Raw genomic sequence first — 12,289 nt, forward strand, 5'->3', positions numbered from 1 at the left:
GCTTTGCCGGTTTTTGATTTCTGTCAGAAATAAAATTGATACACTATTGATTTCCTTTTGACGAAAGGTAATATCACGGACCTAGGGAGACAGGCGTTTGGCCGTCCCACGATATCGCCGGACGATCGGGATGATTTTTTCGAAAAGCGATGCGTGGATTTGAAGGTTGATGCCGGGTTTGCGTTCATCCGATTTTGGACGCCCCGGACGTGAGGAGGAAAAGATGGCTTCAGTCAGCCTGCGCAAGCTGGACAAGAGTTACGGTGCCCTGCGCATCGTCAAGGGTATTGACCTTGAAATCAACGATGGTGAATTCGTGGTTTTCGTCGGCCCCTCCGGCTGCGGAAAATCCACGACGTTGCGCATGGTCGCCGGGCTGGAAAGCATCAGCGGCGGTGAGGTGATGATCGGCGACCGCGTTGTCAACAAACTGCCGCCGCGCGAGCGTGACATCGCCATGGTGTTTCAGGACTACGCGCTTTACCCGCACAAGACTGTGCGTGAAAACATGGGTTTCAGCCTGAAGGTACGTGGTGTCAGCGCCTCGCAGGCCAATGCCAGCATTGATGAGGCAGCGAATATGCTGGGCATCAGCCATCTGCTGGACCGTCGTCCGGGCCAGCTTTCCGGCGGCCAGCGCCAGCGCGTGGCCATGGGCCGCGCCATCGTGCGCCGCCCGCAGGTGTTCCTGTTCGACGAGCCGCTTTCCAACCTCGACGCAAAACTGCGCGGACAGGTTCGCACGGAAATCAAGCGCCTGCACCAGCAGCTCGGCACTACCATCATCTACGTTACGCATGATCAGGTGGAGGCGATGACGCTGGCTGACCGCATCGTCATTCTGCGCGGCGGCGATATCGAGCAGGTGGGCACGCCGGACGAGGTCTATAACCGTCCGGAAAGCGTGTTCGTCGGCGGTTTCGTCGGTGCGCCTGCCATGAATTTCGCTCGCGCCAGAGTGACCGGCGACAGGCTGACATTTACGGACGGCAACTCTCTTCCACTGGCAGCAATCAGACCGTCCCGTGAAACGGCGCTCGATGGACGGGAGGTCATCGTCGGCATTCGCCCTGAACATTTCGGTCCTGCCGGGGGATTTGACACACAGCTCTCCGTCAAGGTGCAGGTGGTGGAGCCTTTGGGGTCGGATACGCTGGTGCATTTCACCCTCGGTGATGCGGCGCTGACGGCGAGAATGCCGCCAGAGATGAAACCGGCTCCGAATGAGGAACTGAAGATCGGCCTCGACCCATCGAAGGTGCACCTGTTCGACGTGACGACGGAACGCTCCATTCAGTGACAGGATCGGGCCGCCACCGGCCCGGCTTCAAGATTTCAATAACGGGAGGAAAACATGAAATTCAAAGCCCTTACGGGAGCGGCGCTCTGCGCAACGATGCTCAGCTTTTCGGGACAGGCCTTTGCCGACGCCGAACTCAAAATCTTCGTTTCCAGCCAGCATCAACCCGACGTGTGGCGCAAGGCGCTCGATCAATATGAGGCGAAGACGCCGGGCGTGAAAGTCGTGATCGAGACCGGCGGTAACACCTCCGAAATGCAGGCGCAATATCTCAACACCGTCATGTCTGCCAAGGATTCAAGCCTCGACGTGCTGATGCTCGATGTCATCCGTCCCGCACAGTTCGCAACCGCTGGCTGGACCAGCGATTTCTCCGGCAAAGACTTGTCCGCCTACCTGCCGACCTATGCAGAAGCAAACACCGTGAACGGCAAGATCGTGGCGCTGCCAGCGTTCGCCGATTCCATGTTCCTCTACTATCGCAAGGACTTGCTGGACAAGTACGGCATCCAGCCGCCGACCACCTGGGATGAGCTGAAGGAAGCCTCAAAAAAGGTGATGGAGGGCGAAAAGAACCCCGAACTTCAGGGCCTCTCCTTCCAGGGTAAGGCCATCGAAGGTGCGGTATGCACGTTCCTGCTGCCCTACTGGAGCGAAGGCAAGTCGCTGGTTCAAAACGGCAAGCTGAATTTCGACAATCAGGCGGCCGTGGATTCGCTGAAGCTCTGGAAGAGCTTCGTCGACGAAGGCATTTCCAAGAAGAACATTTCCGAAGTGGCGACCGACGACACGCGCAAGGAATTCCAGGCGGGCAAGGTTCTCTTCGCCGTCAACTGGTCCTACGCCTGGACCCATTTTCAGGGCAAGGAATCCCAAGTGAACGACAAGGTTGGCGTCGCCCGGTTGCCGGCCGTCAAGGGCGGAGAGCAGACGACGTGCCTCGGCGGCTGGGAATTCGGCGTTTCCGCCTATTCCAAGCAGCAGGACGAAGCCAAGAAACTGGTGGAATATCTGTCCAGCCAGGATGTTTCGAAGTTCATGGCCATCAATGCCGCGCTGCTGCCCACCTATGCCTCGCTCTACAAGGATGCTGAGGTGACCAAGTCCATCCCTTGGTTTGCGGATGCTCTTCCGGTTGTTGAAACGGCAAAGGCCCGTCCGGTCACACCGCGTTACAACGAGGTCAGCGAAACGATCCGCACCACCGTCAATGGCGTGCTTGCGGGCGTGATGTCGCCGGAAGACGGCGCAAAGCAGATGGAAAGCCGTCTGCGCCGCGTATTGCGCTAAGCCCTGTGGCCGGGGGCGGCATGCAGGACATGCCGTTGCCGGCCTGTTTGGCCGAGCCAGTGAAAATCGCCTGAACGGCGCGATAAACGGGCCGGGACTTAACCGGTCTGATCGGGAGACGATGACGTGAATTCAGTTGCGGGAGTGGCAGACGTGACGATGCCGGAGAGAACAATGGTCAGGGTGGACGAGAAACCGCAGCCGCGCTGGACGCGGTGGCTCGATCTCGGTGACCGGTCGCTTGCCGTGCTTTTGCTGGCGCCTGCAGCCATTCTTCTTTCGCTTATCATCGTCTATCCGGTGGCGCGTCTCGTCTACACCTCGTTTTTCAGCCTTTCGCTGACATCAGGCCTGCCGGCGGAATTCATCGGCTTTGAAAACTACACGGCGATGCTTGATGACCCGATTTTCTGGGAAACGACCTGGAATACGGTGCTGATAACGCTGATAACGGTGCCTGGAGCGCTGTTCATGGGCCTGGGCCTTGCGCTCCTCGCCAACCTGCCGTTTTCGATGCAATGGCCGATGCGCCTGTCACTGCTCATCCCCTGGGCGCTGCCTCTGTCGTTCGCCGGCCTCATCTTCGCGTGGTTTTTCCACTACGAATACGGCGTGGTCAACGATGTGCTGAACCGGCTGGGCTTTGAAGGCATCATCTGGTTCAACTCCCCGAACTGGGCCTTTGCGGCCATCTGCCTGACCATCATCTGGAAGACGTCTTCCTTCATGGCACTGATGATCCTTGCAGGGCTGCAAACCATTCCGCGCTCGCTTTATGAAGCCGCCGATGTGGATGGCGCCGGCAAGCTCAGGCAGTTCTTCGAGATCACGCTGCCGCTCCTAAAACCCTCGATCGTCGTTGCTCTCATCTTCCGTACGATTACGGCGCTGCAGACTTTTGATATTCCATACATGATGACCGGCGGCGGCCCCGGCACATCAACCACGACGCTCGCCATGTACATTCACCAGAACACCGTTTCCTTCCTCGATCTCGGTTACGGTTCGGCACTGGCGGTCATGATGTTTGCGCTCTCCATGTGCGTCACCGCCGTTTATCTCCGCATTATCAGGACGAAGGACTGATCCCATGAGCACCGTTGCGACCTCCTCCGGTCTGTCCTCCTTCTTCTCCGGCAAGCCGCTGCGCTTCATTGCGGCCTCCATATTGCTGGTCAACGGCCTGTTTCCGGCAATATGGATCCTGTTCACCTCGCTGAAAACCGAAGCGGAACTGACGGTGAAACCGATCACATGGTTTCCGCATGCGCCGACGCTCGCCAATTACATGCAGGCCTTTTCCGACCAGCCGCTGCACCTCTTCCTGTTCAACAGCTTCATGGTCGCGCTTCTTTCCACGGCCCTCACAATTCTGATTTCGGTGCTGGCAGCCTATGCGCTGGCGCGGCTCGATCTCAAGTACCGGGCGCTGATCCTCTCGCTCATCATCGCCGTTTCCACATTCCCGCTGGTAACGCTGCTGGTGCCTCTGTTCGAGATCATGCGTGCGCTCAACCTGCTCAATAGCTGGACCGCTCTTATACTGCCTTACACCGTGCTTTCCCTGCCGGTCTGCACGCTGATGCTGGTATCCTTCTTCGAAAGCATCCCGCGCGATCTGGAAAACGCCGCCATGATTGATGGCTGCACCCGCATCGGCGCGCTGTTCAAGGTTGTCGTGCCGCTATGCGCGCCAGGCGTCTTCACCGCCGGTATTCTCGCTTTCGTGAACGCCTGGGACGAATTCCTGCTGGCGCTTTCCTTCAATTCCAATCCGGCACTGCGCACGCTGCCGGTCGGCATCCAGCTTTACCAGGGTGAGTTCGCTTTCCCCTGGCCCGTCATCTCGGCGGCGCTGGTGGTCGGCATCGTCCCGGTTGCGATCCTGATCGTCATCTTTCAGGAACGCGTCGTCTCCGGTCTCACCGCCGGCGGTCTCAAGGGTTAAACAGGTATAGTCATGCAATTCGAAAAGACCAAAGACGGCTTCACGCTTGCGATTGGCAGCCACACCATTCTTTCTCATTCGCCTGAGAACCCGGCTTTCTTTGCTGGTTTCGGCAAGGAGCGGATGGATATGTATCGCGGCAATTTCGATATCGAGGACTATGTCATCGAACGAACTGCGCTCCGCCACGCCGAAGTCAGTGGCGACAGCGTTACGCTGTCTTCCGCACCCGGGCAGGCCGCGCGCCTTCATCTGGCGCTGGATGGAAATGCCATCAGGGTCACGGCGCTGGATGAAACCATCAATCGGCTGTGGCTGCGGATCATCGCAGATGAGGACGAACATGTCTGGGGCGGTGGCGAACAGATGTCCTATTTCGACATGCGCGGCCGCCGCTTTCCGCTCTGGACCTCCGAACCCGGTGTCGGCCGCGACAAGACCGCTGAAATCACCTTCCAGGCTGACGTCAGCGGCAAGGCGGGTGGCGATTATTACAACACCAATTACCCGCAGCCGACCTATCTGTCATCGCGCAAATATGCGCTGCATGTGGAAACCAGCGCCTATTCGGTCTTCGATTTCCGCAACGAAGATTTCCACGAAGTCGAGATCTGGGCGATCCCCGAAAGGATCGAGTTTTTCACCGGCGATCGTTTCACCGATATCGTTTCCGCCCTCTCGCTGCGGTTCGGACGCCAGCCGGAACTGCCGGAGTGGGTCTATGGCGGCGCGATCATCGGGTTAAAGGATGGCGCCAACTCCTTTGCCCGGCTGGAAAAAATCCGCGCTGCCGGAACCAAGGTCTCCGGCCTGTGGTGCGAGGACTGGGTGGGGCTTCGCCAGACATCCTTCGGCGCCCGGCTCTTCTGGGACTGGCAGGCCAATGAGGCGCGTTATCCGCATCTGCGTCAGAAGATCGCCGAGCTTGCCGATCAGGGCATTCGTTTTCTGGGATACGTGAACCCCTATCTCTGCGTCGACGGCCCGCTTTTTCCGGAGGCGGAGGCGGCCGGTTATTTCGCCACCGGCGCGGACGGCAAGACGGCGCTCGTGGATTTCGGCGAGTTCGATTGTGGCGTGGTCGATTTCACCAATCCGGCCGCAGCCGAGTGGTTTTCCGAAGAGATCATCGGCAAGAACATGCTTGATTTCGGCCTTTCCGGCTGGATGGCCGATTTCGGCGAATATCTGCCGATCGACATCACGCTATCGAACGGCATCGACGCCAAGCTGATGCACAATGCCTGGCCGACGCTCTGGGCAGAGGTCAACGCCAAGGCCGTTGAAAGCCGCGGCAAAACCGGCGAAGCGCTGTTCTTCATGCGCGCGGGCTTTACCGGTGTGCAAGCCCACTGCCCGCTGCTGTGGGGCGGCGACCAGTCCGTCGATTTCTCCCGCCATGACGGTCTCGTCACCGTCATATGCGGTGCGCTGTCCTCCGGTCTTCTCGGCAATGCCTATCACCATTCCGATATTGGAGGTTACACCAGCCTGTTCGGCAATGTCAGAACCCCGGAACTCATCATGCGCTGGACGGAGATGGCAGCCTTTACCCCTGTCATGCGAACCCATGAGGGCAATCGCCCGCGCGACAATCTCCAGATCGATCAGGACGAGACCGTTCTTGGCCATTTTGCCCGCATGACGGCAATCTATGTCGCACTCGCCCCCTATCTGAAATCGCTTTCCACCGAAGCGGCCGAAAACGGCCTGCCGGTACAGCGCCCGCTTTTCCTGCATCACGAGAACGACCGGCAGACCTATGCCATTCAGGACAGCTATCTCTATGGGGCCGACATGCTGGTCGCACCAGTTTGGAAGGCGGGGGAGACGCAGCGCACGCTTTACCTTCCGGGCGATGGGGAATGGATGCATCTTTGGAGTGGCGCGCGGTATTTTGGCGGGCACGAGATCACCGTGGAGGCTCCGATAGGCCAGCCGGCTGTGTTCTACCGCGCTGAAACGCCCTTTACTGCGTTATTTGAACGGCTTCGTAATATCGCTTGAAGCATCACCTTCCGACCATTTCCAAAAAACGCCGCAGATATTGCGGCGTTCAACCGATGCTTTAACAGGCCTCGCTAGACGGCCATCAGCCCGTCAGGCGTGGTGATGTAATGGCTTTCTTGAACAGTACCGTCATCGCGTCGCTGATGCCCTGGGACGGGCTGACTTCGAAGTACAGACCCGGGGAAGCGCAGCTCTGCATGCGTGAGCCAATTTCCGCCTGAAAGGGCTTGATCCAGCTATTATACCAGTCATTCGTCGGCAGCGGCAGATAGGTGGTATAAAGCACCGCGATACGAAAACCCTTTTCCTTCAGTTTCGTACAGTCTTTGATGTCGATCGGCTCCTGACAGCGGCCTCCCGTCAGTTTTTTCGTACAGGAGGAGGGCTTGTAACTGTCGCCCACCCCGTCTGAAACAAAGAAAATAACCTTATCCGGGTTCGCCGAGCTTGAGCCCGTGCCCGAACTGCCGACCTTATCTCCAATCTGGATCAGTGCCCGGTCGAAATCTGTTTGCTGGTCGTTGTTGTATCCCTGATAGGGGATTGACATCAGGTTGATTTCACCAGCTTTTTTCTTTGCTGCGTCCAGATCCGAGGTTAGCGAAACGACCTCAAGCAGCTTGGTATCTTCCGCCCGTTCCCCGAAGGTATAGACGGCCATGCGATATTGATTGCTGCTTTTGCGCGTGGACTTTGCCGTGTCCATCAGGCTGGCGGTTGCCTTGGCAACCACGTCGATACGCGTCGTAACCCCGAGTTTCTTGGCCTTGAAGTAATAGCTGTTCGGGTCTGCCACGCCTTCCTTCACGATGTGACAGGCAAAAGCGCATTTATCGCCAGTATTCGCAACCAGGGTGGCAACATCCGTGGGTGTCGCGCCCACTCCCATGGAGGGCGTATTATCAAGCAGAAGATAGAAATCGCTGAAGGTTTCCGTTTCGTATTTGGCCGTGGCCGTGCCGGCAACCGAAACGAAATCCTTCCCCAGAAGCCCTGAGAGCGTCGTGCTGACCGACGCCTTGAAGCTGACGGACGACTCGACCACATTGCCGTGCTTGATCACCGAAACATCGACAGAGGTTATGGTGTAGTCCGCGTCGCCGCGCTGATTGCCATCGAAGAATGCCCGGGCTTCTTCATTGCCGACGGGAATGACACCGTCCCCCGACATCTTCTTTGCCGCCTGAACACTTGCGGACATATCGGCGACTGCCGCCAGAGCCGCGGAATCCGCCGCCTGCTGCAGATCGGCTTTGACCGACATGCCGCGCGTAATATCGAGCGCCACACCGGCAGCCCCGCACAGAGGCACCATGAGCAGCGCGGTCAGAATGCCAAAATTTCCAGATTTCTCTTGCCAGAAGTTTTTCAAGTTCGCCCCCAAACAATCTGGGAGCTGAAGCTAATACAGCGGAATTGAAAAGCGGTTTCAATAAATAACTAATTTTTGATAAACTTAATATAATCAACAACTAATATGTTCGCGGCAAATTCGCCAATATTCTCGTTAACTTTCAACGTTGACATTACTTCAAAACCCTCCTAGCAAAACAGTCTCTTCCGAGGGGAGCACCAGACGGTGCTGAGATGGCGATGAGCCGGACCCTTGAACCTGATCCGGGTCATGCCGGCGTAGGAACGGAAACTGTAGCGCGTTTGCGGTACTGCCCTTTCTCTTCTCCGCTTTGCCCGGATCTCCGTGATCGCCACAGCTGGAGACCGAACGATGATGATGAAACATCCTTCCCTTCGTATACGGTACGGCTGCGTCTGAGCCCCGGCCGATGCGTGCCTCCCATGCGCTGAAGGGCGTCGTTCTTATTCTGTTTGTCTGGCAGCTGGGCATCTGGCTGTTCGCACCTCCCCGCTACATCCTGCCCTCGCCGGCCGATGTTGCCGCAGCACTCCTGCGCCAGCCAGCTTTCCTGTTCGGACAGGCCATGGTGACATCAGGTGAAATGGCTGTCGGGCTTGCGGCTGGCATTGCCGCCGGCATTCTCGTTGCCTTTACGATTGCCGCCGTCCCGCGTTTTGGCCGCCTCGTCTGGCCCATGGTTCTCGTGTTGCAGGCATTTCCGGTCTTCGTGCTGGCCCCCATTCTCGTACTCTGGTTCGGTTTCGGCATGGCCTCGAAAGTTGTCATGACGGCGATCATCATCTTTTTCCCCGTCGCTTCAGCCTTTACCGACGGCCTCAATCGCACGGATCGGACAATCCTCGATGCCGCGTCGCTGACGGAGGCGAGCCACTGGCAAATCCTCACCCGGCTGCGTGTGCCGCTGGCGCTTCCCTCACTCATTTCCGGGCTGAGGGTCGCAGCTCCGCTCGCCCCGCTCGGCGCGGTCATTGGCGAATGGGTGGGCGCCTCCGCCGGGCTCGGTTTTGTCATGATCCAGTCCAATGCCCGCATGCAGACCGACACAATGTTCGCCGCCATGACCATTCTCGCCCTCATGGCGGTGCTGCTGCGGCTTGTCGTCGACCGGGCAACGGCCAATCTCGCCCCTTGGGCCAAAGAAACAGACCACGTCATTCCTTTCAAACATTTGCGGAGACTTTCGGCATCATGAAACGAACTCTTCTTTCCCTCATCGTTGCGGCAGCAAGCGTGCTTTCGCCCGCGCAATCGCAGGCGGCAGACAAGCTTACCGTATTGCTGGAATGGTTCGTGAACCCGGACCATGCACCGATGGTGATCGCCAAGGAACGCGGCCTGTTCGCAGATGCCGGGCTGGAGGTCGAGTTGATCCCGCCTGCGGACCCATCCGCCGTGCCGCGTCTCGTCTCGGCAAAACAGGCCGATATCGGCGTTCACTACCAGCCGAACCTCTATCTCGACCACGATGCCGGGCTGCCGCTTGTCCGTTTCGGCACGCTGGTGGAAACCCCGCTGAACACCGTCACCGTTCTGGCCGATGGTCCAATCAAGAGCCTGAAGGACCTGAAGGGCAGGAAGGTCGGCTTCTCGGTTTCCGGCTTCGAGGATGCGATGCTGAAGCGGATGCTGGAGAAGGAGGGACTGACGAAAGACGATGTGGAACTGGTCAACGTCAATTTCTCACTCTCGCCATCCCTGATCGCCGGCAAGGTCGATGCCACGCTTGGCGGCTTCCGTAATTTCGAACTGACGCAGATGAAGCTTGAGGGCCACGAAGGCCGCTCGTTCTTCCCCGAGGAGCATGGCGTGCCCGCCTATGACGAGCTCATCTTCGTCACCCATCGAGATCTCGTGAAAGATAGCCGCCTGCCGCGTTTTCTCTCGGCCGTTGAGCAGGCGGCGATTTTCATCACCAACCACCCACAAGAATCCTGGCAGCTTTTCATCAAGGCCTATCCGAACCTTGACGACGCGCTGAACAAACAGGCGTTTTTCGATACGCTGCCGCGTTTCGCCAAACGTCCAGCCGCACTCGATCGCACCCGCTACACACGCTTCGGCACCTTCATGCAGGACATGCAACTGATCAAGCAGGCGCCGGCGGCGGAAGACATTGCCGTGGAGTTGCAATAACCATGGCAAACAGTTTTCCGACTGCGGCGAAGGCCGCAGAGATCCTCGAAAGGGTAAGGCAGACGCGCCCGCGCGTGCATTGCCTGATGAACACCGTGGTACAGAAATTCACCGCGGACGGCATTACCGTTGTCGGCGGCATACCCTCGATGACAACCTCACTCGAAGAAATCGGTGCTTTCGTCACGAAAGCCGATGCGGTAACGATCAATCTCGGCACGCTCGACGCCGACCGGCGAAAAGTCATTCGATTTGCCGTCGAGATCGCCCGCGCGGCTGGCAAGCCGTGGATTCTGGACCCCGTGCATTGCGACTATTCGCCATCGCGACTGGCGTTCGCGCGTGACCTGATCTCGCTTGGACCCACCATCGTGCGCGGCAACAGCGCTGAGATGAGCCTGATCGGTGCTGTTCCGAACGCCATCAGGATAGAGACCGGACCTGTCGATAACCTGCGCGACGCCACAAGGAGTGTCAGAATCGTCAACGGTCACCCGTGGATGGCGAAGGTGACAGGCACGGGTTGCCTATCGGGTGGCGTCATCGCCGCCTTCATGGCGGTGGAAAAAGACGCACTGACGGCCGCCGCCGCCGCCCTCGCCATCACGGGTGTCGCAGCCGAACTGGCAGCGAAAAACGCCAAAGGCCCCGGCACATTCGAGCCGGCATTTCTGGATGTGCTTTCAGAAATTTCCGGCGAAGACATAATAAACCATGCGAGGATTGAGCATGAACAAGGTTGATTACCGTCTCAACGCGCTGGTCGATGCGAGCCTCGGCGATGTTGCGCCCTTGGGCGAGCTTGCTCTGGCGGCCGCACTCAACGGCGCGACCATTCTGCAATATCGCGACAAACACGCCTCCACGCGGGAGATGATCGAAAACGCCAGCGCCATTCGCGAAGCCATTGCCGGCACGGGCGTGCCGCTGGTCATCAACGACCGGGTGGATGTGGCGCTCGCCTCTGGCGCGGACGGGGTGCATCTCGGCGCCGATGATATGGATGCCAAAACCGCCAGACGCATCCTTGGAGATAAGGCGATCATCGGCCTCACCGTCAAGAACCGCGCCGATGGCGAGCGGGCGGCCTCCATGCCCGCCGATTACGCCTGCATTGGTGGCGTGTTCGAAACCGTTTCCAAGGTCAATCCAGACAAGCCTGTCGGCCTTGACGGCTTTACGACGCTCCGCACTCTGCTCCGCGAATTGCGGCCGGGCATGCCGGTGGGCGCCATCGCCGGTATCGATCTTGCCCGCGTGCCGAACGTCATCGCTGCCGGTGCGGATGGTGTCGCCGTTATTTCTGCAATCTTCCGCGCAGGCGATATTGCCAGCGCAACCAGGGACTTCCGCGCGGCAGTCGATGCAGCGTTGAAAGCGAGACAGTCATGACAGCAATCGCATTGACCATCGCCGGCTCAGACAGCGGCGGCGGCGCTGGCATTCAGGCCGACATCAAGACTTTCTCGGCACTCGGCGCCTATGCCGCTAGCGTCATCACCGCCATCACCGCCCAGAACACCAAAGGTGTGACGGCTGTGGAGGATATTTCCGTCACCACCATCGTCGCGCAGATGGACGCTGTTTTTTCCGATCTTGCCGTCAATGCGGTGAAGATCGGCATGGTATCGCGGATCGAAACCATCGCGGCCATAGCTGCAAGGCTTCGGCAGCAGCCCCAGCCGGTGGTGCTCGACCCCGTGATGGTTGCGACCTCCGGCGACCGTCTGTTGCATGCGGATGCGATCGAGACATTGCGGCGCGACCTGCTGCCGCTCGCCACCATCGTCACGCCGAACCTGCCTGAAGCAGCGCTTCTCACCGGGTTGCCGATTGCAGACACCGAGGCGGAGATCACCCGTCAGGCCGAGATGATCCTGAAGGTGGGCGCGAAAGCCGTGCTCATCAAGGGCGGCCATGGCGACGGGCCGCAGAGTACGGATTATCTGTTTGCAGACGGCACCATGCAGGCGCTTTCCGCTAAGCGAGTGGACACGAAAAACGACCATGGGACCGGCTGCACGCTGGCGGCGGCGATTACGGCTCATTTGGCCAAGAGTTGTGAATTGCGTGAGGCGGTTGGTCTTGCGAAGGACTATCTGAATGGGGCGCTTGACGCTGGTCGGGGGCTTGCCGTCGGGAACGGTCGGGGACCGGTGCATCATTTTTATCGGTGGTGGGGGTGACATCGACATGCAGAGTGAGGGGCTTACCCCCTCTGTCCTGCCGG

The 12,289-nt window shown here is 58.8% G+C and carries 11 protein-coding genes and 1 riboswitch; of the genes, 10 read left to right on the forward strand and 1 reads right to left on the reverse strand.

The features are described 5' to 3' along the window. The first annotated feature begins 223 nt into the window (after positions 1 to 223). From GH784_RS23130 to GH784_RS23150, 5 genes are all read left to right on the forward strand, one after another. Positions 224 to 1,300, forward strand: a complete 1,077-nt coding sequence (locus GH784_RS23130; protein WP_003510819.1) for an ABC transporter ATP-binding protein — start codon at positions 224 to 226, stop codon at positions 1,298 to 1,300. A gap of 54 nt (positions 1,301 to 1,354) precedes the next feature. Beyond that, the gene (locus GH784_RS23135) at positions 1,355 to 2,590 is read left to right on the forward strand and encodes an ABC transporter substrate-binding protein (RefSeq protein WP_065703048.1); all 1,236 of its coding nucleotides are present in this window, start codon (positions 1,355 to 1,357) and stop codon (positions 2,588 to 2,590) included. Between the two features lie 174 nt (positions 2,591 to 2,764). Further along, on the forward strand, positions 2,765 to 3,676 hold the full coding sequence (locus GH784_RS23140) for a carbohydrate ABC transporter permease (protein WP_003510821.1): 912 nt from the start codon (positions 2,765 to 2,767) through the stop codon (positions 3,674 to 3,676). A gap of 4 nt (positions 3,677 to 3,680) precedes the next feature. After that, positions 3,681 to 4,538, forward strand: coding sequence for a carbohydrate ABC transporter permease (locus tag GH784_RS23145; protein ID WP_003500737.1), 858 nt, complete (start codon positions 3,681 to 3,683; stop codon positions 4,536 to 4,538). A 12-nt stretch (positions 4,539 to 4,550) separates the two neighbouring features. Further along, entirely contained in the window at positions 4,551 to 6,545 is a 1,995-nt protein-coding gene (locus GH784_RS23150; protein WP_065659518.1) for an alpha-glucosidase, read from the forward strand. Positions 6,546 to 6,630: 85 nt separating this feature from the next. Here GH784_RS23150 and GH784_RS23155 read toward each other — a convergent pair whose 3' ends face one another. Continuing rightward, positions 6,631 to 7,920 carry a pilus assembly protein gene (locus GH784_RS23155; protein WP_065703053.1) on the reverse strand — a complete coding sequence of 430 codons (1,290 nt, stop codon included), beginning with the start codon at positions 7,918 to 7,920 and terminating at the stop codon, positions 6,631 to 6,633. A 181-nt stretch (positions 7,921 to 8,101) separates the two neighbouring features. Beyond that, a riboswitch (TPP riboswitch) is annotated at positions 8,102 to 8,204 on the forward strand. Between the two features lie 128 nt (positions 8,205 to 8,332). Between GH784_RS23155 and GH784_RS23160 the strand changes: the two genes are divergently transcribed. From GH784_RS23160 to thiD, 5 genes are read left to right on the forward strand one after another with little or no spacing between them, the layout of a single operon-like run. Continuing rightward, positions 8,333 to 9,118 (forward strand): ABC transporter permease, encoded by a 786-nt coding sequence (locus GH784_RS23160; protein ID WP_065703055.1) that lies wholly within the window; start codon positions 8,333 to 8,335, stop codon positions 9,116 to 9,118. Further along, entirely contained in the window at positions 9,115 to 10,059 is a 945-nt protein-coding gene (locus tag GH784_RS23165; RefSeq protein ID WP_065703057.1) for an ABC transporter substrate-binding protein, read from the forward strand. The genes GH784_RS23160 and GH784_RS23165 overlap by 4 nt, the downstream gene beginning before the upstream one ends. Before the next feature lie 2 nt (positions 10,060 to 10,061). Further along, the gene (locus GH784_RS23170; protein ID WP_019564651.1) at positions 10,062 to 10,802 is read left to right on the forward strand and encodes a hydroxyethylthiazole kinase; all 741 of its coding nucleotides are present in this window, start codon (positions 10,062 to 10,064) and stop codon (positions 10,800 to 10,802) included. Continuing rightward, positions 10,789 to 11,451: a thiamine phosphate synthase gene (thiE, locus tag GH784_RS23175; protein WP_065703059.1), complete on the forward strand. Its 663-nt coding sequence runs from the start codon at positions 10,789 to 10,791 to the stop codon at positions 11,449 to 11,451. Before GH784_RS23170 ends, thiE begins: the two co-directional genes overlap by 14 nt. Beyond that, positions 11,448 to 12,245, forward strand: a complete 798-nt coding sequence (thiD, locus tag GH784_RS23180) for a bifunctional hydroxymethylpyrimidine kinase/phosphomethylpyrimidine kinase (protein ID WP_065703061.1) — start codon at positions 11,448 to 11,450, stop codon at positions 12,243 to 12,245. The genes thiE and thiD overlap by 4 nt, the downstream gene beginning before the upstream one ends. Positions 12,246 to 12,289: the final 44 nt, after the last annotated feature.

The organism is Agrobacterium tumefaciens (assembly GCF_009649785.1).
Taxonomy (GTDB): Bacteria; Pseudomonadota; Alphaproteobacteria; order Rhizobiales; family Rhizobiaceae; genus Agrobacterium; species Agrobacterium tumefaciens.

Coding starts and splice junctions, on each gene's coding strand:
- GH784_RS23130 (WP_003510819.1), top strand. CDS start 224: ATGGCTTCAGTCAGCCTGCGCAAGCTGGACAAGAGTTACGGTGCCCTG.
- GH784_RS23135 (WP_065703048.1), top strand. CDS start 1,355: ATGAAATTCAAAGCCCTTACGGGAGCGGCGCTCTGCGCAACGATGCTC.
- GH784_RS23140 (WP_003510821.1), top strand. CDS start 2,765: ATGGTCAGGGTGGACGAGAAACCGCAGCCGCGCTGGACGCGGTGGCTC.
- GH784_RS23145 (WP_003500737.1), top strand. CDS start 3,681: ATGAGCACCGTTGCGACCTCCTCCGGTCTGTCCTCCTTCTTCTCCGGC.
- GH784_RS23150 (WP_065659518.1), top strand. CDS start 4,551: ATGCAATTCGAAAAGACCAAAGACGGCTTCACGCTTGCGATTGGCAGC.
- GH784_RS23160 (WP_065703055.1), top strand. CDS start 8,333: ATGCGTGCCTCCCATGCGCTGAAGGGCGTCGTTCTTATTCTGTTTGTC.
- GH784_RS23165 (WP_065703057.1), top strand. CDS start 9,115: ATGAAACGAACTCTTCTTTCCCTCATCGTTGCGGCAGCAAGCGTGCTT.
- GH784_RS23170 (WP_019564651.1), top strand. CDS start 10,062: ATGGCAAACAGTTTTCCGACTGCGGCGAAGGCCGCAGAGATCCTCGAA.
- thiE (WP_065703059.1), top strand. CDS start 10,789: ATGAACAAGGTTGATTACCGTCTCAACGCGCTGGTCGATGCGAGCCTC.
- thiD (WP_065703061.1), top strand. CDS start 11,448: ATGACAGCAATCGCATTGACCATCGCCGGCTCAGACAGCGGCGGCGGC.